Origin of the sequence: Actinomadura sp. NPDC000929 (assembly GCF_040492065.1) — a bacterium.
GTDB classification, from domain to species: domain Bacteria; phylum Actinomycetota; class Actinomycetes; order Streptosporangiales; family Streptosporangiaceae; genus Spirillospora; species Spirillospora verrucosospora.
This window is the reverse complement of the sequence record NZ_JBEUPA010000026.1, coordinates 41,786-61,109: the sequence shown is the minus strand read 5'-3', so window position 1 is coordinate 61,109 and position 19,324 is coordinate 41,786. Positions and strand designations below refer to the sequence as shown.

Annotated in this window: 14 protein-coding genes and 2 tRNA genes; 5 read left to right on the top strand and 11 right to left on the bottom strand. The window is 71.7% G+C overall.

Going from position 1 to position 19,324, the window contains the following annotated elements; genetic code table 11:
* The first annotated feature begins 112 nt into the window (after positions 1-112).
* On the top strand, positions 113-2,044 hold the full coding sequence (locus ABWI04_RS12860) for an amino acid transporter (protein ID WP_345180910.1): 1,932 nt from the start codon (positions 113-115) through the stop codon (positions 2,042-2,044).
* A 17-nt stretch (positions 2,045-2,061) separates the two neighbouring features.
* Here the strand turns inward: ABWI04_RS12860 and ABWI04_RS12855 are convergent, their stop codons facing one another.
* Positions 2,062-2,406 carry a hypothetical protein gene (locus tag ABWI04_RS12855; RefSeq protein WP_353832515.1) on the bottom strand — a complete coding sequence of 115 codons (345 nt, stop codon included), beginning with the start codon at positions 2,404-2,406 and terminating at the stop codon, positions 2,062-2,064.
* A 45-nt stretch (positions 2,407-2,451) separates the two neighbouring features.
* Between ABWI04_RS12855 and ABWI04_RS12850 the strand changes: the two genes are divergently transcribed.
* Positions 2,452-2,952 carry an NUDIX domain-containing protein gene (locus ABWI04_RS12850; protein ID WP_353832514.1) on the top strand — a complete coding sequence of 167 codons (501 nt, stop codon included), beginning with the start codon at positions 2,452-2,454 and terminating at the stop codon, positions 2,950-2,952.
* Positions 2,953-3,006: 54 nt separating this feature from the next.
* Here ABWI04_RS12850 and ABWI04_RS12845 read toward each other — a convergent pair whose 3' ends face one another.
* From ABWI04_RS12845 to ABWI04_RS12835, 3 genes are all read right to left on the bottom strand, one after another.
* Positions 3,007-5,175, bottom strand: coding sequence for a protein kinase domain-containing protein (locus ABWI04_RS12845; protein WP_353832513.1), 2,169 nt, complete (start codon positions 5,173-5,175; stop codon positions 3,007-3,009).
* A complete protein-coding gene (locus ABWI04_RS12840; protein ID WP_353832512.1) occupies positions 5,172-7,253 on the bottom strand; it encodes a protein kinase domain-containing protein in 2,082 nt (693 codons plus the stop codon). Before ABWI04_RS12840 ends, ABWI04_RS12845 begins: the two co-directional genes overlap by 4 nt.
* A 584-nt stretch (positions 7,254-7,837) precedes the next feature.
* Positions 7,838-7,911, bottom strand: a tRNA-Pro gene (locus tag ABWI04_RS12835).
* A gap of 139 nt (positions 7,912-8,050) precedes the next feature.
* On the opposite strand from ABWI04_RS12835, the gene ABWI04_RS12830 reads away from it, so the two are divergent.
* A tRNA-Gly gene (locus tag ABWI04_RS12830) sits at positions 8,051-8,121 on the top strand.
* Positions 8,122-8,363: 242 nt separating this feature from the next.
* Here ABWI04_RS12830 and ABWI04_RS12825 read toward each other — a convergent pair.
* The 7 genes from ABWI04_RS12825 to ABWI04_RS12795 form a co-directional block, all read right to left on the bottom strand.
* Positions 8,364-8,561 carry a helix-turn-helix domain-containing protein gene (locus ABWI04_RS12825; protein WP_353832528.1) on the bottom strand — a complete coding sequence of 66 codons (198 nt, stop codon included), beginning with the start codon at positions 8,559-8,561 and terminating at the stop codon, positions 8,364-8,366.
* Positions 8,562-9,105: 544 nt separating this feature from the next.
* Entirely contained in the window at positions 9,106-10,452 is a 1,347-nt protein-coding gene (locus ABWI04_RS12820) for a relaxase/mobilization nuclease domain-containing protein (protein WP_449717384.1), read from the bottom strand.
* A gap of 197 nt (positions 10,453-10,649) precedes the next feature.
* Positions 10,650-11,069 carry a plasmid mobilization protein gene (locus ABWI04_RS12815; protein ID WP_353832510.1) on the bottom strand — a complete coding sequence of 140 codons (420 nt, stop codon included), beginning with the start codon at positions 11,067-11,069 and terminating at the stop codon, positions 10,650-10,652.
* A gap of 299 nt (positions 11,070-11,368) precedes the next feature.
* Positions 11,369-12,142: a helix-turn-helix domain-containing protein gene (locus ABWI04_RS12810; protein ID WP_353832509.1), complete on the bottom strand. Its 774-nt coding sequence runs from the start codon at positions 12,140-12,142 to the stop codon at positions 11,369-11,371.
* A gap of 184 nt (positions 12,143-12,326) precedes the next feature.
* On the bottom strand, positions 12,327-13,826 hold the full coding sequence (locus tag ABWI04_RS12805; protein WP_353832508.1) for a hypothetical protein: 1,500 nt from the start codon (positions 13,824-13,826) through the stop codon (positions 12,327-12,329).
* Positions 13,827-13,836: 10 nt separating this feature from the next.
* Positions 13,837-14,595 carry an AAA family ATPase gene (locus tag ABWI04_RS12800; protein WP_353832507.1) on the bottom strand — a complete coding sequence of 253 codons (759 nt, stop codon included), beginning with the start codon at positions 14,593-14,595 and terminating at the stop codon, positions 13,837-13,839.
* A gap of 87 nt (positions 14,596-14,682) precedes the next feature.
* On the bottom strand, positions 14,683-16,488 hold the full coding sequence (locus ABWI04_RS12795) for a TnsB C-terminal domain-containing protein (protein WP_353832506.1): 1,806 nt from the start codon (positions 16,486-16,488) through the stop codon (positions 14,683-14,685).
* 369 nt (positions 16,489-16,857) lie between these two features.
* Between ABWI04_RS12795 and ABWI04_RS12790 the strand changes: the two genes are divergently transcribed.
* Both ABWI04_RS12790 and ABWI04_RS12785 read left to right on the top strand, forming a co-directional pair.
* Positions 16,858-17,961: a 3-methyl-L-tyrosine peroxygenase-related protein gene (locus ABWI04_RS12790; protein WP_353832505.1), complete on the top strand. Its 1,104-nt coding sequence runs from the start codon at positions 16,858-16,860 to the stop codon at positions 17,959-17,961.
* 65 nt (positions 17,962-18,026) lie between these two features.
* Complete coding sequence (locus ABWI04_RS12785) at positions 18,027-18,995, top strand: TauD/TfdA family dioxygenase (protein WP_353832504.1); 969 nt, start codon at positions 18,027-18,029, stop codon at positions 18,993-18,995.
* Positions 18,996-19,324 lie beyond the last annotated feature (329 nt).

The following is a 19,324-nucleotide window of genomic DNA, read 5'->3' as shown; positions in this document are numbered from 1 at the left end:
GTGGCTCCCGGCCCCGTGACGAGCGGTGTGGCCGCTCTCCTGTGCGGCACTAGCGCGGATGTCCCCTTTCGCCAGTATTGTGTGCGGGCTCGCGACTCGACCTGGGGGCCGGATGGGAACGTCAGCAGAGCCGGAGGCGGACTCGGGGGTGCGGCGCTGGCTGCTCCAGGGGCTGCACCGCCCGGGGCACAAGCCGGGGCCGCACAAGAAGCAGCCGCACCACGAGGACGCGCCGCACAAGCAGCACGCCTGGTGGCAGGTCATGTGCCTGACCGGCGTCGACTATTTCTCCACGCTGGGCTACCAGCCGGGCATCGCCGCCCTGGCGGCCGGGGCGCTGAGCCCGATCGCCACCCTGCTGCTGGTGGCGCTGACCCTGTTCGGGGCGCTGCCCGTCTACCGGTCGGTGGCGGGGCAGAGCCCGCACGGGCTGGGGTCGCTGTCGATGCTGGAGCGGCTGCTGCCCGGCTGGCGCGGCAAGCTCCTGGTGCTGTTCCTGCTCGGCTTCGTCGCCACCGCGTTCATCGTGACGATCACGCTGTCGGCCGCCGACGCCACCGCCCACCTCCTGCACAACCCGTTCGCCCCAGACGCGGTCGCGGGCTGGCAGATCCCGGTCACGCTGGTGCTGATCGCGGCGCTGGGCGCGGTCTTCATGGTCGGGTTCAGCGAGGCGATCTCGATCGCGGTCGTCCTGGTCGCGGTGTACCTGGTGCTGAACGTCGTGGTGGTGGGGACGGCCCTGGTCGAGGTGGCGTCCGACCCGGGGCTGGTCACCGACTGGAGGCACGCGCTGACCGCCGACCACTCCAACCCGATGGTGATGGTCGCCGTCGCGCTGTTCGTGATGCCCAAGCTCGCCCTCGGGCTGTCCGGGTTCGAGACCGGCGTGGCCGTGATGCCACTGGTCAAGGGCGACCTGGACCGGCGGATCCAGGGCGCGCGCAAGCTGCTGACCACGGCCGCGGTCATCATGAGCGTCTTCCTGATCACCTCCAGCTTCGCCACCAGCGTGCTGATCCCCGAGAAGGAGTTCGAGGAGGGCGGGAAGGCCAACGGCCGGGCGCTGGCCTACCTCGCGCACGAGCACCTCGGGGAGTGGTTCGGCAGCGCCTACGACCTCAGCACGGTCGCGATCCTGTGGTTCGCCGGCGCCTCCGCCATGGCCGGGCTGATCAACATCGTTCCCCGCTACCTGCCGCGCTACGGGATGGCCCCCGACTGGACCCGCGCCACCCGCCCGATGGTCCTGATCTTCACTCTCGTCTCGTTCGCCATCACCCTGCTGTTCGGAGCGCAGGTCGAGGCGCAGGGCGGCGCCTACGCCACCGGCGTCCTCGCGCTGATCCTGTCCGCCGCGGTCGCCGCGACGCTGGCGTCCTGGAAGCGCGGACGCCGCCGCGCCTCCGCCGCCTTCGGCGCCGTCACCCTGGTCTTCACCTACGCCACCGTCGCCAACATCATCGAACGCCCCGACGGCCTGGTGATCGCCGTCGTGTTCTGCGTCGCGATCGTCGTCACCTCGCTGATCTCCCGCGCCACACGCTCCACCGAACTGCGCATCACCGACGTCGAGTTCGACGAGAAGGCCCGCGAGCTGCTCGACCGGTCAGGCGAACTGCGGATCATCGCCAACGAACCCGACGAACGCGACCGCCAGGAGTACCTGGACAAGGCGCGGGAAGCCTGGGAACTGCACCGGCTCCGCGCCGAGGAGGGGCTGCTGTTCCTCGAACTCACCGTCTCGGACGCGTCGGAGTTCGAGTCCACCGTGCGCGTCACCGGCGAGGAGCGGCACGGCTACCGCGTCCTGAGCACCGAGGGCCCGAGCATCCCCAACGCGATCGCGGCGATCCTGCTCCACATCCAGCACGAGACGGGCAAGCAGCCGCACGTCTACTTCCACTGGGCCGAGGGCAACCCGATCGGCGCCCTGCTCCGCTACCTGGTGTTCGGCGGCGGCGACGTCCCACCCATGACCCGCGAGATCCTCCGCCAGGCCGAACCCGACATCGAACGCCGCCCCATCGTCCACGTCGGCTGACGTCTGGGCCCCCGTGGCTATCGCCAGAGATAGTCATAGCGGGCCGGCGCCGGAGCGACCTGGACTCGCCCGTCCCTGACCTGCCATTCGATCTGGTGCCCCTCCTCGTGGAAGACGAGGAAGAGCCCGCAGACCCGGTCGCCGTCCTCGTCGGCGGCGGGGAGGGCCGCGATCTGCCGGACCTGGTCGAGAACATCGTCGGAACCGGAGGAGCGAACCGCGCGGGCGTAGCACGCCGCGTCGAGCCAGCCGCCTTCCGGAAACGCCCACCCCGCAGGGTCCCCGTGGCGGATGATGCGCTCGGCCTCAATCCTCTGCCCGTGAAACTCCAGCCACCCGCGTATATAGACCCAAGCGCTCATACCGCCATGATGCCGAGGACACCTCCACGAGCAGATCGGAGTCCCGTGAGCTGGTTGCCTCCCGAGGAGTACGTCCGGACGCTTCCGAACGCCACCATGTACGCCGCCCTGTACTTCACCGACGTCGACGGTGATCCCCTCCTCCTGCGCTCAGCGCTGGGCGTGGAGACCTGGCAGTTCCCCGGCGGCAACGTCGAGCACGGCGACCCCACTCCGTTCGCCACGGCCGTCCGGGAGTGCAGGGAGGAAACCGGCATCGAGTTCGACGGACCGCCCGTCCTCCTTCTGACGCACTTCCTCCCACCCGACCCGGGATGGCCCTGCGCGAAGATCGGGTTCGTCTTCGACGGCGGAACGCTCACGGACGCCGAACTCGGCCAGATCGTCCTCGACCCGTCCGAGCACACCGAGTGTCTCGTGCAACCGCTCGGCGCATGGAAGGCGACGATGAGCCCGCGCTCGTTCGCCCGCGTCGCCGCCGTCCACGAGGCCAGAAGCAGTAGATCCGCGAAGCTCCTCTGCGAACCCCACCCGACGGCCCCGTAACTCCGCTCGAACGATCTGGCCACTCGGCCTGGCGTCGGCCGCGCCCGCTCCGTCTCAGGAGAGCCGGAAGGCCAGGAGGGTTTTGTCCTGGGCGGCCACCAGGGTGCGGTCGCGGGTGGCGAGCGCCCATTGCCTGGTCGGGGAGGGGGTGGAGACGGGGTGGTTCCAGACGAGTTCGCCCGTCTCGGCGTCCCAGCCGTAGAGCCCCGCGCCCGTGGCTCCGGCCACCCCGGTGCAGATCATTCCGCCGGCGGCGACCAGCGGGGCGGTGCGGGCCGCGGGCGTGTCGGCGGACCAGACCCGGCGGCCCGTGCGGGCGTCGAGCGCGATGAGGCGCGGGTTGTCGAGGATATAGGCGTGCTTCCCGCTGACCAGGAGGCTTCGTTCCTGCCCGCCGGGTGAGGTCGGTGTGTAGGTCCACAGCTCCCGGCCGGTGGACGCGTCCAGGGCGTACAAGGTCGGGCTGCCGGTGTAGACCGTCCCGGCTGCGACGGTGAAGTTCTGCGAGAGCCGCCTTTCGTCGTGGGGCTCCGCCGCGGCCTTGGGAAGCTCGACGGCCCAGAGACCGCGGCCCGTGTCGGCGGACCGCGCCTCGAGCCTGACCCCCGACGGGTTGCGGAAGATCAGGTTCCCGCCGCCCTCGGGGACGGAGGTCAGGCCGCCCTCCGGATCGGCCCAGCGGACCGCGCCCGTCGCGATGTCGAGCCCGACGAGCAGGCTGTCGGCCCCGCGGGGGGTGCCGATCGCGACGAGGGTGTGGTTCGTGATGCCGTAGAGGAGGCTGAAGAAGGTCTCGGAGGGCCACTCGTAGGCCCAGAGCCGGCTGCCGGTGGCGGCGTCCACGCCGAAGACCGTCCGGTCCCGGCCGGTGATGACGAGTTTCCCGTCGTCCGGCCCCAGCAGCTCGGGGTAGTCGTTGCCGGCGGCCACGTCGCTGCTCCACCTGACCCGGTGGGACTCGTCCATGGCGATCAGCCGGTCCTCCTCGTCCGGGATCCCATAGATCATGCTGGGTCCGGTGACGGCGACGGAGAACCTGCTGGACCACAGCTGTCGCCCGGTGTCGAGCGAGTGCCAGCGGTACACCGGCCCCTCGTCGTGGGGGACGACCGTCCGGGAGAGGACCTCGACGGCGAAGCGCCGGTCGCTGAGGTCGCCGATCGTCGTCCGCCACAGCGGCTTCGGCGGGGCGGGCCTCCGCCCGGCCCCACCGTCGGCCGCGGCCAGTGCCGCGGCCGTTCCGCCGCCGACGACGGCGAGTCCCGCGGCGGCGGCGCCTCCGAGCAGCAGCCGCCGGCGGGTGCGGGCCTTGGCGATCTCGCGCAGATCCAGGAGGAGCGTGTCCTCCCGCTGCCGCAGCTCCTCGCCGAGGGAGCCCGGAAGCCAGCCGGGGGCCACCGGCTCGGCCGCCAGAAGCGACGGCAGCAGTTCGGTGGGCGGGCGCTCACCGGGGTCGCGGCTCAGGCAGGCGGCCACCATCCGCTCCAGGGACGCCGGCACGCCGTTCAGATCGGGCGCCTCGTGCAAGGTCCGGTGGATGATCGCGGGCAGCTCGTCCCTGCCGAAGGGGGGACGGCCGGTGGCGGCGAAGGCCAGCACGGCCCCGAAGGCGAACACGTCGGCGGCCGCGGTGAGCGTCCCGCCGCGGATCTGCTCGGGGGACATGTACCCGGGGGAGCCGATGATCTGCCCCTCGGAGGTGAGCGCCCGCGTGGACCCGCGGGACGCGTCATGGTCGGCGGCCCTGCTGATGCCGAAGTCGATGACCCGGGGCCCGTCCTTGGCCAGCAGGATGTTGGCCGGTTTGAGGTCGCGGTGCAGCAGCCCCGCCGCGTGGATCGCGATCAGCGCCTCGCCCAGCCCCGCGCCGAGCGTGCGCAGCAGCGGCTCGGGCATCGGCCCGTACCGCTCGACCGTCTCCTTCAGGCTGAGGCCGTTGACGTACGCGGTCGCCAGCCACGGGACGGCCCCGTCCGGCTCGGCCTCGACCACCGGGCTGGTGAACGCGCCGCTGACCCGCTGGGCTGCCGCGACCTCCGCCCGGAACCTCGCCCGGAACGCCGGATCCCCGGCGAGCTCCGGCCGCACCACCTTGATCGCCACCGCCCGTCCGGCCGGGGACGCGGCCAGGTACACCCGTCCCATGCCGCCCTCGCCCAGCCGCCGCAGCACCCGGTACCCGCCGATGCGGGCGGGGTCTTCGGGCCCTGGCCGGGCCGTCACGAGGCCGCCCGGAAGCAGAGCAGCCGCTCATGATCTGTCGCGAGGACCGACGAGCCGGACACGGCGACGTTCCATTTCCCGGCGCGGGGGACGTCGCCCCAGTGCGCCCACAGCCCCCGGCCGGAGGCCGTGGCGGCGAAGACGCCGCCTTCGAACGCGACCGCGAGGACGTCGCCCGACGCCGCGTCGTGCCCCGACTCGGCGACGAACTTCTCCGGACCGGCCAGGGACCACGCGGGGGCCCCCGTCGCGCGGTCGTGAGCGTGCAGGTCGTCACCCCGGAAGATCACCTTGCCGGCCGCGGGCAGGACGGAGGGGAACTCCGCGCCGGCGGTCCGCGACCACACGCTCTTCCCACCGGCCGTGTCGACCGCCTGGAGCGTGTCGGCGAAGTTTCCGAACACCCTGCCGCCGGATACCGCGATGCCCTGGGTCAGCCACTCACCCCCGTCTTTGGACCAGTCGACGGTCCAGCGCCTGCGGCCGGTGGCGAGGTCGACGGCGAAGAGCGTGTGCTTCACATTGAGGTACAGGCCGTTCCGGTCGGCCGCGCCGGAGGCGTCCGAGTCGGCGAGAGGGAACCGCCAGCGGGCCTTGCCGCCGGCGAGGTCGACGGCCCACACGACAGGGACGCCCTCGTCCGAGTACGTCCCCGACTGCAGCAGGGCCGCGCCGTCGACCACGCCGAAGACGGAGCGGGGAAACGCGCCCTCGGGCATCGGCAGATGCGTCGCCTCACCCGATGCCGCGTCGACCAGGCTGATCGTCGACTTCCCGTCGAGACCGCCGCCGTTCGGAAGGACGAACGTCGACCCGTGGACCGCGCAGCCGGCGAACATGCTGACGTCCGCCGTCCACAGCCGCCGCCCGGACGCGGCGTCCACCCCGTATGCCGCGTCTTCGCCGCCCCACAGCACGACACCGCCCGCGACCAGCACGTGCGATTTGTCGGACCCGACGGGCGCGGGCGGGACGAATGTCCACGCCGGCGCGGGCGCCGAGGCGATGGCGGTCCCGCGAGGCGCGGGCTTCGCGGGCTTGGACTTCCCGCCCGCCAGCGCCCAGCCCGCCGTCCCCGCGCCGATGCCGGTCACGGCGACCGCCGCCCCGGCGGCCAGCCCCAGCACCCGCCGCCGCCGCAGGCCGTCGGGGACCGTCTCCTCGATCCGCGGTAGCGGCGGCGGCAGCGTCACGGGCCCGGACGCGACCCGGTTCGCCTCGGCCTCCCTGGCCGCCAGTTCCCGTCGCAGGGCGGGGGAGAGGAGCGCGGAAGGATCGGCGGGGGTCAGCGCCGCGAGGACGTCCGCGAGTGGAGGCCGCCGGGCCGGTTCCTTGGCCAGGCAGGCGGCCACGGTGCTCCGCAGCGACGCGGGCAGCCCGTCCAGACGGGGCTCGCCGTACATGATCTCGTAGAGCAGCGCGCCCGGGTCGCCCTCCCCGAACGGCCGGGCTCCCGTCGCCGCGTAGACCAGCACGCCCCCCAGCGCGAACACGTCCGCCGCAGGCCCCGCGTCCTTGGCGCCGGCGATCTGCTCGGGCGCCAGGTACGCCAGCGTGCCGATCATGCCGCCGGTACGGGTGATCTGCGTGGCGTCGACGACCTTGGCGATCCCGAAGTCGATGATCCTGGGCCCGTCCTCGGCCAGCAGGATGTTGCCGGGCTTGAGATCGCGGTGCACCAGCCCCGCCCTGTGAACGGCCTGCAGCGCCTCGGCGAGCGCCGCGCCCAGCGCGCGGACGGCGGGTTCAGGCAGCGCCCCGCCGTCCTCGACGGCCTCCTTCAGCGTGGGCGCGGGGACGAAGGCGGCGGCGAACCACGGCGGCGGCGCGTCGGCGTCGGCGTCCAGCACGGGAGCCGTGTACAGCCCGCTGACCTTGCCCGCGGCGGCGATCTCACGCCGGAACCGCTCCCGGAACCCCGGGTCGTCGGCGGCATCCGGCCGGATGAGCTTGAGGGCCGCCAGCCGCCCACCCGGCGACCGGGCGAGATAGACGACCCCCATCCCACCGGCACCGAGCCGGGCGAGAACCCGGTACCCGCCGACCCCAACGGGATCCCCCGCCTGGAGTGGCCCCATCCCGCCCCCACCTCGACAGAACAAACCTGTCTGTAAGAATATCGGATCGGCCTAACCCCAGGGCGTGCACCAGCCCCCGGTCGAGGTCTCTCTAACGGGAGCGCCCGCTCTCGGCCGGATCGACTTCGAGCTGTGTGCGGACGTCGAGTTCATCGCAGAACGCGTGATCGCTGCATCACCCGACGATGCTCACGGCGTCTGGGGCAGTGACCTGGAAGCACAGATCACGCTGAACGGTGAGACGGACCGAGCGCGTGACCCGCGTGTGGTTGGCACTGACCAACCTCTGGTCGCCTATTGCGTGGGCCAGGACGTCCGGCTTCAACACCACCACAGACGCACTCAAAGCCGGGTGACCCTGACGGCGCCGCCCCCGTGGCAGCCGGTTGGACTGACACCAGCAAACGCGTCACCCCACACGGCCCAGACGCGCGCCGCACACCGGCCCAAGCGCCGCCGCCCCAGACCCGGAACGGGAACGTTGCTCGGGTGGTGGGCCCACTGGGTCCTGCTCCTGCGCTCGGGCTTCCAGCGCATCCGGAACAAGACGGAAGGCGGACGTCGTCCTTCCTACCTGATCTCGGTCGGGCTGGCGGGATTTGAACCCACGACCCCTGGCACCCAAAGCCAGTGCGCTACCAAACTGCGCTACAGCCCGCACACCACCGCCGAACGCGATGACGCGAGAAGTGTAGTCCCGATCGGCCCCCGCCCGCTCCGCCCCCGGCACGTCCACCCCGAAGACCCTGTACGCTACGGGTTGGCGATCGAGGCCCACCGGGCCCGGAGATCGCCTAGCGGGCGTAGCTCAATGGTAGAGCCCCAGTCTTCCAAACTGGCTACGCGGGTTCGATTCCCGTCGCCCGCTCTCCTGTTTTCCCAGGTCAGAGCTCTGTGGGGCGATCTTGAATGCCCTTCTGAAGATCATTTGTCACCCATTTGTCACTGGGATCTGGCACGTCTGAGCGTCATCCTGGTTCAACTCCCGTGCTTAGTGATCACGGTCTGGCCGTCTCTGGCGGAGATCAGCACAGTGACGGATCTTGCGTCCCCAACACGGAAGGTCCGGCTCCCCGACGGGAACCGGACCTTCGTTCGTTGGACGGCTCGCTAGCTCGGCTCGATGCCGAGCAGCCGACGGAGATCGACCGTCACGACGCGGTAGCTCGTGCCGATGCGGATCACCTTGCAGGGGAACTGCCCTCGGCGAGCGAGCTGGTAGGCGCGCGTACGTCCGAGCCCGATGGCACGGGCGGCGGTCTCAACGCTGACCGTGGTGGGGAGAGCAAGAAGCTCGTCCTGGCTCATCTGCTTCACGCTCCCGCCCCCTTCCGGGAGCTGCCGAACCATCTCGTCCGAGGCCTTCCGTTCTCGGGCTGTCTCGCTCGTGGCTCGGCTCGCCGGCGCGAGGCCGTGGGGGCGGGTTCGGCGGCGGTGTCGCAGGACGGTGGAGCACCGGTCTCGTGCGGCAGCCCGTTGCTGCGGCTGCGTGGACGGCGTCCAGCACTGCGTAGACGGTCGCCGGCCCGGCAAGGCCGCCCGTCTGACCCACGGCCCGGTTCAGCAACCGTACAGCGCTCTCCAGCTCCAGGGCGGACTGCTCGGTCTCGTAGTCGGTTTGGGGGTTACGGTCGACCTGGGTGTGGTCGTCGGTCATGGGTGCACTCCTGAAGGTGCAGACCCCCCGCGGGATGGCCATAGCTGATCGTGGACATGGCCCGTCCTTTCTCTCGGGGAGCGACAGGCAGACGCTTTGCCGCTCCATGACTTTGTTTACGCTCAGTCATTGTGCACGTACCGTGTTCGTGACTCCATCACTGCGAACACATCGGCGAGTCTCGACTTCCCCTGGTCAGCGCCTGGGCGCGCCCCTTCGATGAGAAGATCGCTGAGACGGATGGGATGCTGGCGCAGCCCCCGATGTCAACCCGTCGCCCAGCGGCACGGGGAAGGACTCGGCGGCAAGCCTCGCCATCGCCCGGCCCTCTTCAAGGGTCTCCGCGACTCGCGGCGATACCGGGGCAGCTGAATGGAGCTCCATCCGTCGGACGGCGTCCAGCCGTCTTGCGGCCCTGCGTGCAGCATCGGCTTGGGCGAAGCGCTGCTGGGCAAGGCGATGCTCGGCCGTCGACTCGATGAGATCTACAAGGTTCGCCATGAGGAACAGCAGATCAACCGTGAGATCCCGCTTCTGCTCGCGTCGATCTCCCCAGCCGACGTTGGTGACCGCAATGGTCCGAGCCGCCGCGCGCAAGGCGCTGCCATACCGCGTGACCGGCGGCATGCGGCCGAATGGCTCCCGGGCGGCGCGGTCGTAGAAGTCGGCGGCCTCGGCCAGCTCGCGGTTGCCAGTGATGTCCACCGTGACATGGAGGACGTCAGAGGCCGCCGCGGCGAGATCGGCGCGAACACCCGGATCACGCAGGACGCGCATCTGCCAAGCCGCCGTCCCGGCAACTCGGGCGGCTTCCCGGTAGGCAGTGGCCCGCTCCGCGTGGTCGCCGGTTGAACCCGGCGTCCACCTGCGGGGCCTGGCAGCCCGCCGGTGGACGCCGGGTTCCGTCCACCTGTGGCGCAGCTTGGGCAAGGTGAGGTCAGCGGCGAGCTTGCCACCAGAGAAGAAGATCGGTTCGCCCTCCGAGTTGGTGTACTCGGGCACCGCAACGGCGTAACCCGTCACCTCTCCAGGCGTCCGGACACTGAATCTCAGCCGCACCACCAGCCCACGCTCACGCAGGCCGGCGAAGAACGCCTCCTCGCTGTCCGACGCTGCGGCGACGGCGGCCACGTGCCGACGCAACGCGACCCGAGGCGGCACCTCCAACCCGGCACGCTGAGCCCGTTCCAGCTCAGCCCGCGAAGGACGGGGTGCCGCCGTCCGATCCGCGGCCGCGGTACGGCACAGTCCATACCGCTGCTCGACGACCTGGCACGCCTTGCGGGCCTTGAGGTAGTCGCGAGTGATGTTGGGCCTCCGGCCGTCTTCTCGCGCGAGTGTGGCCACGACATGGATGTGATCGTCCGCGTGCCGCACGGCGATCCAGCGGCACGCCTCGGGATCGTCCCGTGGCGCGATCCCCGTCTGGTGCATCAGTTCCTCGGCGACGTCGGCCCACTCCTCATCGGTCAAGGCCCGATCTGTAGGGGCCGTCCGCAGCGAGCATTGCCAGACCGGCTCCGCTGGCCAGCTCCGCCTCATCGTCTCCAGCGGAGAGCGCAGTGCCTCGGCCAGCGGCCGGAGATCGCGCTTCCCGCCCACGCGTCGTGCTGGTTCCAGAGCTGCCGGGTGCCGGTACCCGGCAACGATGTGTGGGTCGGCGTGCTCGTTCCGCTTGCCCGGCCCGTACAGGTAGCGCAGCAAGTTGCCGACATCTGCGCCGCGAGTGACCTTCGCGATCACGGCAGCCGTCGACCAAGTTCCACGATGACGGCCTCCGCCCTCCGCGCCACCTGGAAGCAGTACGCCACCAACCACTCCACGGACTCCGGGACCTCGTTGTAGGCGTTGGCATGGCGCACGAGCTGGTTCAGATTGACACCGACCGCATTCACCTGACGGCTGGCGTTCCGCAACTCGGCATGCAAGGCGACGAGCGCCCCGTCCAGGGGGCGCTGCTCCCGAATCGCGGTACGCACCGTTTTTACGACGAACGCACTACATGCAAGCCCGGCTCGCGTCGCCGCTTCATGTATTTCTTCGTACTCCACGTCGCTGACACGAATTCTCAGTTCCCGCTCTCGCCGCCGGCCTCCGCCGAGCTTCGCTCGACGCTGCAGAGGCTCCGGCTCGTCGCTGCTTCGCCTGACTGTCGTCATGTACCTCCGCTCCTGGCGTTTGCGGACCGCGCTCGGTCCCCACCTGGCCAGTGTGAGCTTCCGGGCGGAGGTTATCCACAACAGGTAGCGCTCTACCAGCTATCTTGCACCCCGTTCTGGGCCAGTTATGGAATGACCTTCGATGGCTAATCAGTATCAATCAAGGGTTGATTATGGCGCTCGATTCCGGACGCTTTCACAAGGTTCATTCTTCGAGTGGTCACCTCAATATTGTTGCGCGACACGTTTGTGTCAGTGGGAACGACGACTTTGTGACAGTGGCTCGCGACAGGTTGTTGTCAGTGCTCCGGGCCGGCGACGGTGCCGTCCCGGTTGATCCGGACGGAGCCGGACCACGGGTCGCGCTGGGGGACCGGTGGGAGGTCCTCGCCGAGTTGGCGGGCGAGGCGGGTGTCGTCTTCGTAGCGCAGGCTGAACAGCACGTCAGGGTGCACGCCGATGCGGTGCGGGCCGGTGTCGCTGTAGAGGACTCCGGCTTCTTTCAGCGCGGCGACCGCGGCTTGGTAGCGCGGGTCGGCGCGGAGCTCGTTCCAGTCGATCTGGGGTGGCCAGCGGCTGACGCCGATCGCGGCGAGCAGGACGGTGGCTTCGTCGTCGGTGAGGGTGTAGGCGTCGGGCGGAACCCGTCGCAGCGCGAGGGGCCCGGCGAGTTCGGGCTGGTTCAGGGCGTGGTCGAGTGCACCCTGAACGCGGCGCAGCGGCCAGTCCAGCGCCTCGGCGAGCACGTCACGGGTGAGCGGGACGCCGGCGACGGTCAGCGCGGTGAGCACTGTCTGGGTGTCCTGGTGGACGTCCGCCTCGGCGTCAGGCTCCGCGTCTGGCTTGGTTCCGCCGGGTGGGGTGCGGCGCCGGTTGCGCAGCACGCTGTCGAGGGTGGGCACGAGGTCGGCGGGGTGGGTGTCGAGGCGACGGCAGATTTCGATGAGCACGGCGACTGGGTGGTCGCGCAGGTCGGGTTGTCGGCCGGATAGGTAGTGGGGGTGGATGCCCAGCAGGTCGCCCAGTTCCCACAGCGACAGGCCGCTGGCGCGCAGCCGGTCGGCGAAGTCCATGCCTGGTGGGTCGGGTGGTGGGGTCATGGTCGGTCGTCGCGATCGGAAGCTGGCCCGGGCACCGGCGCGTCGGGGAGGTAGGAGTCGGTGTTGGGGCGGGTGATCCAGCGGGGCCGGTGGTCGGTGACGTCCAGGTGTCGCGGGGTCAGCGCGGCGGCCAGGTCGGGGTCCAGGACGGTGACGGTCAGGCCGCGTTCGACCCGATGGTGCGCGGCACTTGGCCGACGTCCATGCCGTTGATGCAGTTGCGGGGGTGCATCCAGGGCGGGTCCAGGCCGAGGGTGCGGCAGGTCCGGCGGATCGCCTCGCGCAGCATCGTGGCGGGGTTGCGGTGGTCGGGGTGGGCGAACAGCGGGTCGTGGTCGGCGGCGCCTTCGCCGCAGCGGTAGGCCAGGTGCGCGGTCAGCAGGGCGCGGGCGTGGTGGGGGAATGCGATCGGTTGGGGGCCGGCGAGTTCGCGCCAGGCGTTGTCCTCGGCGCGCGAGCGGGCGGTGTCGTATCCGTTGAGCGGCCGGTAGAGGCGCTGGACCGGGTGGCGGCCGACACCGGGGCCGCGGATCTTCGATCCGTCGGGGGCGATGTCTTCGATTCTCAGCTCGCCGAAGCGGTAGGAGGTGTGGTTGAGATGCAGGGACAGCGCGGTGGCGGCGACGGCGTCGGTGCGGGCGATGGTGTGCAGCCGCGCGGCGATGCGCTCGGTGAGGTCGCCGGGCAGCCGGCGGGCGGGGTCGGGGCCGAGCGCGTCGGGCTGCCAGCGCAGCAGGATCCCGCGCACCAGCAGCGCGGCCTGGACGGCGCGGAGCCGGATCAGCGCGGCGTGCGGGGTGGGAGCGGGGCCGACGGCGTGGTCACGCAACCACCCGGTGACCGCGCCGGTCACCTGCGCGCCGGTCAGCCCGGCGGTCGGACGGACGTGCAGGCCGGTGGGTTCGTTCAGGACCACGGAGTACCAGGTGTCGGTGGCCTCGGCGGTGTCGTAGTACACCGCTTGGACGGTCGCGAAATCGGCGCGTGTGAGCCGGCGGCGGCACGCGGCCAGGAAGGTGGTGAAGTCGGCGGCGGGCAGCACCGGCCACGCGGCGGGGTCGGTGTGCCCGGTCGCCAGCGGCGGCAGCTCGGGCGGCGGCAGGCGCCGCTGGAACTCCCACAGGTCCAGCATCTGGGTGCGGTCCCCGAAAAGGCCGCGGGCGACGGCGACGGCGTGGTCGTGGAAGGGGTTGGTCGGCGTCGACCACAGCAGCCACAGGTTCGCGCCGATTCCGGCGGTGGCGGTGGCGAGTTCGGTGAGCTGGTCGGCGCTCAGCAGGTGCGCGCGGTCCACGACGACGTCGCGGGCGCCGGTGCCCTGCAGCCACGCGGTGCCCAGCTTCCAGCTGAAGGCGGAGCAGCGCTCGTCGCGGGCGGCGTGCGGGTGTTTGCCGATCGCCACCAGCAGGTCCAGCCCGAGGGTGAGCACGTCGAGGGCGCCGGGGGTGGGGCGCACCACCACCCGGCCCGCGGGTGGGCGGCCGAGCGAGGCCAGGTGGCGGGCAGCGGCGACGTCGTCGCCGGCGTTGTCGACGATCAGCAGCTGGGGCGGTGGCCGGTCGGGGGGCGGTGCGGGAGGCGGCGTACCCGGCGGGAGGACCGGCCGCAGGTTCCACGCATCGTCGGGGTCCGGGCGACGCCGCGCGCCGGATGTCATTGGAGTCCCGTCATGCCAGGCCGCCGCCGAGTTTGGCGTAGGCGTTGTCGGCGACTTCGGCGGTGTCGTGGTCCAGGCCGTGCGCGGCGCACAGCGCCAGCGCGGTGCGGGTGAACACCGCCCAGTTGCGCAGCATCCCGTGCCCGTAGGCGGCGTCGATATCGGCCAGCAGCGCGGCGTCGGCGCCGTGGTAGATCGGGTGGTAGCCGCGCATCAGTGCCGGGCCCCCTGCGGTCTCCAGCCGTTTGAACGGGAGCCGGCGGTAGACCCGTGAGGCCAGCATCGGCTCGCGCGACAGCACCTCCCAGCAGCCGTCGCCGCCGACGTACAGCAGCGCGAACCGGGTGTCGGGGTGGTCGTGCAGGTGCCGCAGCAGCTCGATGCAGTCGCTGTTGAGCCGCTGCGCCTCGTCGACCACGATCAGCCGCTGCGGTCCGGACAGTTCGGCGATCAGCGCGGCGGTCAGGTAGAAGCGGTTGCGGCTGCGCGGGGCGGGCGTGCCGGTGAGCGCCTGGAGAAGTTCGTCGGCCACCAGCCGCATGGTCGGTTTGCTCGGGAACGCCAGCGTGCAGGTCACCACCTGCGGCGCCGCGCCGCTGAGCGGAATGGTGCGCTGGGTTTCCGGCTTGGTTTCCGGCTCGGCGCCGGCGGCCGGGTTCGGGGTCGCGGGGGCGCGGTCGTCGCGGAGGCGTTCCAGGTGCGCCTCGACGGCGAAGGTCTTACCGGTCCCGGCGATGCCGTGCACCACGCCGGTCGCCGACACCTCCACCTGGTCGTCGATGATCTGCCCGGTCAGCTGGAACTGCGGGGTCGCCAGCGTCGCCGCCCCGCCAGCTCCACGAAGTGGCGCGGCACGTCAGGCTCCTTCCGTCGCGTCCGGGACCTGACCGTCGGACTCACCGTCGGCCGAACCAGCGTCGGCCGCGGGTTCGCCGGCGGAGCTGGCGGTGGGGTCGGCGGTGGGGTCGAGCAGGTTGGACCGAGCGCGGCGGCGCAGCATGTCATCGGCCGCGCGGCCGCCCCGGCGGGCGGCGAGCTGGTCGCCGGGCGCGGCGGGCAGGGCCTGCGCGTCCTGAACGGTGGTCTGCTGGTCGGTGAGCGGAACCAGGGTCGCGCGAGCCGCGGCGCCGGCGCGGCGCCGCCGGCGGGCGAGCTGTTTTCGTTCCTCGGCGGCGTGCGCGCGGATCTGCGCGCGCTGCTCGGGGGTCGCCTGCGCTTGCGGGACCGCGGTGCACAAATGCCCCCCATCCAGGTAGACCTCGATGAAGCGGTCGTCGCGGGGCATGTAGCGGATCTGCACCCGCGTCCCGCCGCGCCCGGCCAGCTCGGGAGCGATGTAGTAGAGGTTGTTGCGGCGGATGCCCCATTTGCCGATCACCGCGTCGGCGCCGGCCATCAGCAGGTGCCGCAGCAGCGCGGCGTCGATGCGGTTCAGCGGCCCGGGGTCGTCGTCCCAGGCCTGCGCCGGGGTAGCGCGGCCGGGCAGCATCGAATGAGGGCGGGCGGTGTTGTACCAGTGCGCCCACGAGGCGAACAGGGCCGCGAAGCGTTCCAGCGCCATCGGGCCGCCCTCGGTGAGCTCGGCCGCGGCGACGCGGGCGGCCAGCCGGTCGTCCAGCGGCCCGTACAACCGCCCTGCGGCGTTGCGCGGGCCCTTGGTGAACCCTGGCAGCGCGTGCAGCATCGTCTGCTCGATGGTGCGGTGGATCCGCTCCACCTTTCCCTTGCGGAACGCCATCCGCGGCGGCAGCCGGTCGACTTCCACGCACAACGCCGCCAGCGCGTCGCGCACTGCGGCGGCGGCGAACTCCAGCCCCCGGTCGATCCGCACCCCGGCCGGGACGGCACCGAACGGACCGCGCGCCGGGTCGTGCACCATCGCCATCCGGATCGCGGTCAGCACCGTCCCGGTGTGCGGGGTCAGCGAGATCGCCCATCCCACCAGCGCCCGCGTCCCGTCATCGACGATCGTGGTCACCCACGGCCGGCACGCGGTATGCCCGCGCTGCGGCAGCACCACGATCGGCAACTGCTTGTGGTCCATCTCCCAGACCGCGTTGCGGGGCGACGGCGGCCGCTGGGCGTACACGCCGACGCGCCGCACGCCCTCCTCTCCCACGGTGAACGCCGCACGCTCGGCCGGGGTCAGCTCGCGGGCGAACGCCCGCTCCAGCGACCGCAGCGACATTCGCGCAGCATCGGCCCACCCCGCCACCAGGAACTGCGGCACCGGTACCCCGGCGGCCAGCACCTCACCCACCGGCACCTCATCCACTGGCACCGGCGCTCTGGCAGCCGGCTCCCCGCCCGCCGACGCCGTCCCGGCCGACGCGCCGCTCTCCGGTGTGTTGCGGCCGGCGGCGCGAGCGGCGGCATGCGCCGCCGCGACCGCGTCCCGGGCCCGGTGCACCGCGGCGACGCTGCCGTGGAAGTAAGCGAACGCCTCCCGGTCGATGTCGGTCAGCTGGTACGGCTCGCGTCCCGGGCGGCGGCCGCGGTCGCCGCCCGGGCTGCCCAGCCACCGCCACACCGTGCGCTCACTGATCCCCAGCCCGGCGGCCGCCAGACGCACATGCCCGGACGTCAACGCCCCGGCCTCACGCAGGTCCAGCAACCGCGCCACCGCGGCCGCGCGCCGCTCCGGATTGACCCGCCGCGCCACCTGCCACCTCCCGGCCGCACCACCCGATGCCGGAACGTAGCAGCCGAATCACCCACCGTCCGAGCGTTCGGTGGAGCTGGCCGGTGACGGCAACCGGCAGCGGATCAGCCGTGGACGCGCTAGAGACCCCGCCACGGGTCGTCCCGGTCTCGGCTCAGCGAGCAACAGGCCGAACCGCAGGCCGCCCGCGGCCTCCCGCCCTTGCGCGCCGCGATCGGCGAGACTCGGCCACCTACCCGAGCCCCGGTAACAGCCCGGTCGCCGGGCACGGTGGCCAGGGCGGCGGTCGCGGAGTCCAGATGCGGACGGGGCGCCCAGGCGTGGGGCCGGTTCGCCTGAGGTAGGACCACGATCGTGGAGATATCTGGCGTGGCCGGACATCCGGCGGTGGCGATCTTTCGTGATCCGGTGGTCGGGGGATCAGTTCCGGACCTGGATGCGGCGGGTCGGGCCGAGGCGCAACGGGCCGCGCAGGCGTTGCGGGAAGTCCCGGCGCACGGGCGCCCGGGTGAGCGCTCGGCGGCGTTGCGGCAGGCGGCGGTCGCGGTCGCCGAACTGGTCGCGGCGTTGTCGGCCAAGGTCCCGTCGCTCGTCGGTGAGAGTGTCCCCGCCGAATCGACGAGTCAGTCGTTCTTCCGGGTTCGTGAGATGGAGTTGTCGGATCATCAGGCCGCGCTGCAGGGCGCCCTGGTGGTCCACCGTGGGCTGCGGGATTTGTGCGAGGCCCCGCTGTCGGGCTCGGATCTGGCGCTGGAGGTCGCCGGTATGCGCCGAGCCGTGCTCGACCTCACCGGCGCACCGGACGACGACCGCGGTCGGCCTGCCTCGCCCCGGACGCAGATGCCGGTGCCTGTGGCTGAGCCGTTGGAGCAGGTCTGGAGAGTCCGGTGGATCATCGGGCACCAGGTCCATGTCCTGTTCAACATGGGCGCGGCCACCGCGGTGACCGACGCCGCGCACCATCTGCGGCACGGCCGCTCCGCAGCGGCGCTGCGGCGCTTGGGCCACGCGACCGTGTACGTGCGGGGGTTTCCCGCGGCCATGGCCCACGCCAGCACGATGCCTGCCGACTTCTACATGCAGGTCGTCCGCGACACCATGGCGCCCCCGTCGGTGGACCGGCCGCTGAGCGGTCGGCAACACCACGGCTACAAGGTCTTCCGCGCGGCGATGAAGGACCTGCTCGCAGTGCTCCCCGAGCACTACGAGCAGCTGGCCGGCCGCGACCCCGCCCTCGCCGCCGCCCGCAACGCCCTGCTCGAAGCCGACCTGGTCGACGGCGAACGGCACGTGACGCTGGCCTACTCGATGGTGCAGTTGCGCCGTTCGATCGCCCAACTGCCGCAAGGCCCCGACAACGCCGTGGCCGAGCTGCGCCTGATACGACACCGGCGAGCGGCCCAGTACGCGCCCTTGCTCCGCTTCGGAGACCACTACGTCGCCGGCGCCGTGGCGGCCCTGCGACGCGGATGAGGACGGGTGAGGCACCGATGATAGATCGAGTCGTCCAGGGAGCGCCCCCCTCAGCAGGAACACCCATGCCGCAAGCCACCGCCGACGTGATCGACCTGTGTCTGGAGCCGGCCGACACCGCCGAGATCGACCGGCTGGCCCGCGCCCTGTGCACCGGAGCATTGGTGGATTCACCCGCCTGGGTAGCCCATGCCGGGCAGGCCTGGGAGGAGTTGCCGTTGGCGCTGCGGCGTCGGATGCGCCGGTTCCGGCGACACTCGGGCAGGCCCGGAGCGTTGGTCGTCCACGGGCTGCCGGTGGACGAGGCGGCTCTGCCCGCCACACCTTCGGTGCCCGACTCGGTCCAGCGCGAGGGCACCGTGGGCGCGGCGGTGCTCACCATGGTGGCCTGCGGGCTCGGCGACCCGGCCGCCTACCAGGCCGAGAAGTCCGGTGCGCTCGTCCAGGACGTCGTGCCGGTGCCGGGCCGGGAGAACTTCTCCGGCAACACCGGATCAGCGCTGCTGACCTTCCACACCGAGAACGCCTTCCACCCCCACGAACCCGACTACGTGCTGCTGCTGTGCCTGCGCTCCGACCACGACCGCACCGCCGCCCTGCGCACCGCCTGCCTGCGCGAGGTACTGCCCCTGCTGCCGCCGACCGACCGCCAGGCGCTCTGGGAACCGGAGTTCCTCACCACCCCGCCGCCCTCCTTCGGCGCCGACCACGCCCAAGTCTCCCCAAAACCGCTGCTGTCGGGCTCCCCCGACGACCCCGACATCCGCATGGCCACCATCGCCACCACCGCGCTGACCCCTCGAGCCCAGACAGCCCTGGCCGCGTTCGGACGGGCCTGCGACACCGCCGCCCGCACCACCCACCTGGCCCCCGGCGACCTTGCGATCGTGGACAACCGCGTCACCGTCCACGGCCGTACCGCCTTCCGCCCCCGCTACGACGGAGCCGACCGCTGGCTCCAACGCACTTTCGCCCTGGCCGACCTGCGCCGCTCCCGCGACCACCGACCCCACGACGGCTACACCCTGCGCTGACCCGCACCCAGCACATGGTTCGTCCAGAACCCCGCATGTCACAGTCACCCGGACGGGGCACCATCGGCTCGTACCTGCCTTTGAGGAACGCTGTGTCCACTGGGGATGGCCAAGACGATGGCGTACTTGTAGGGATGAGCGCGCCGTTCCCGGTGAACGCGAACCCGTGGGGGATCTGGCCGGTCTGGAAGACGGACATCGTGCTCCTCTCGATCTGGGCGCCGGGGCGGCCGTCAAGCGACGGCGCGCTGACACCCGGGGCCCGTGGCAACTGGCGGCCGGCCACGGATCCTCGTCCTCACCAGCCACCACAATCAACGCAGTCAAGC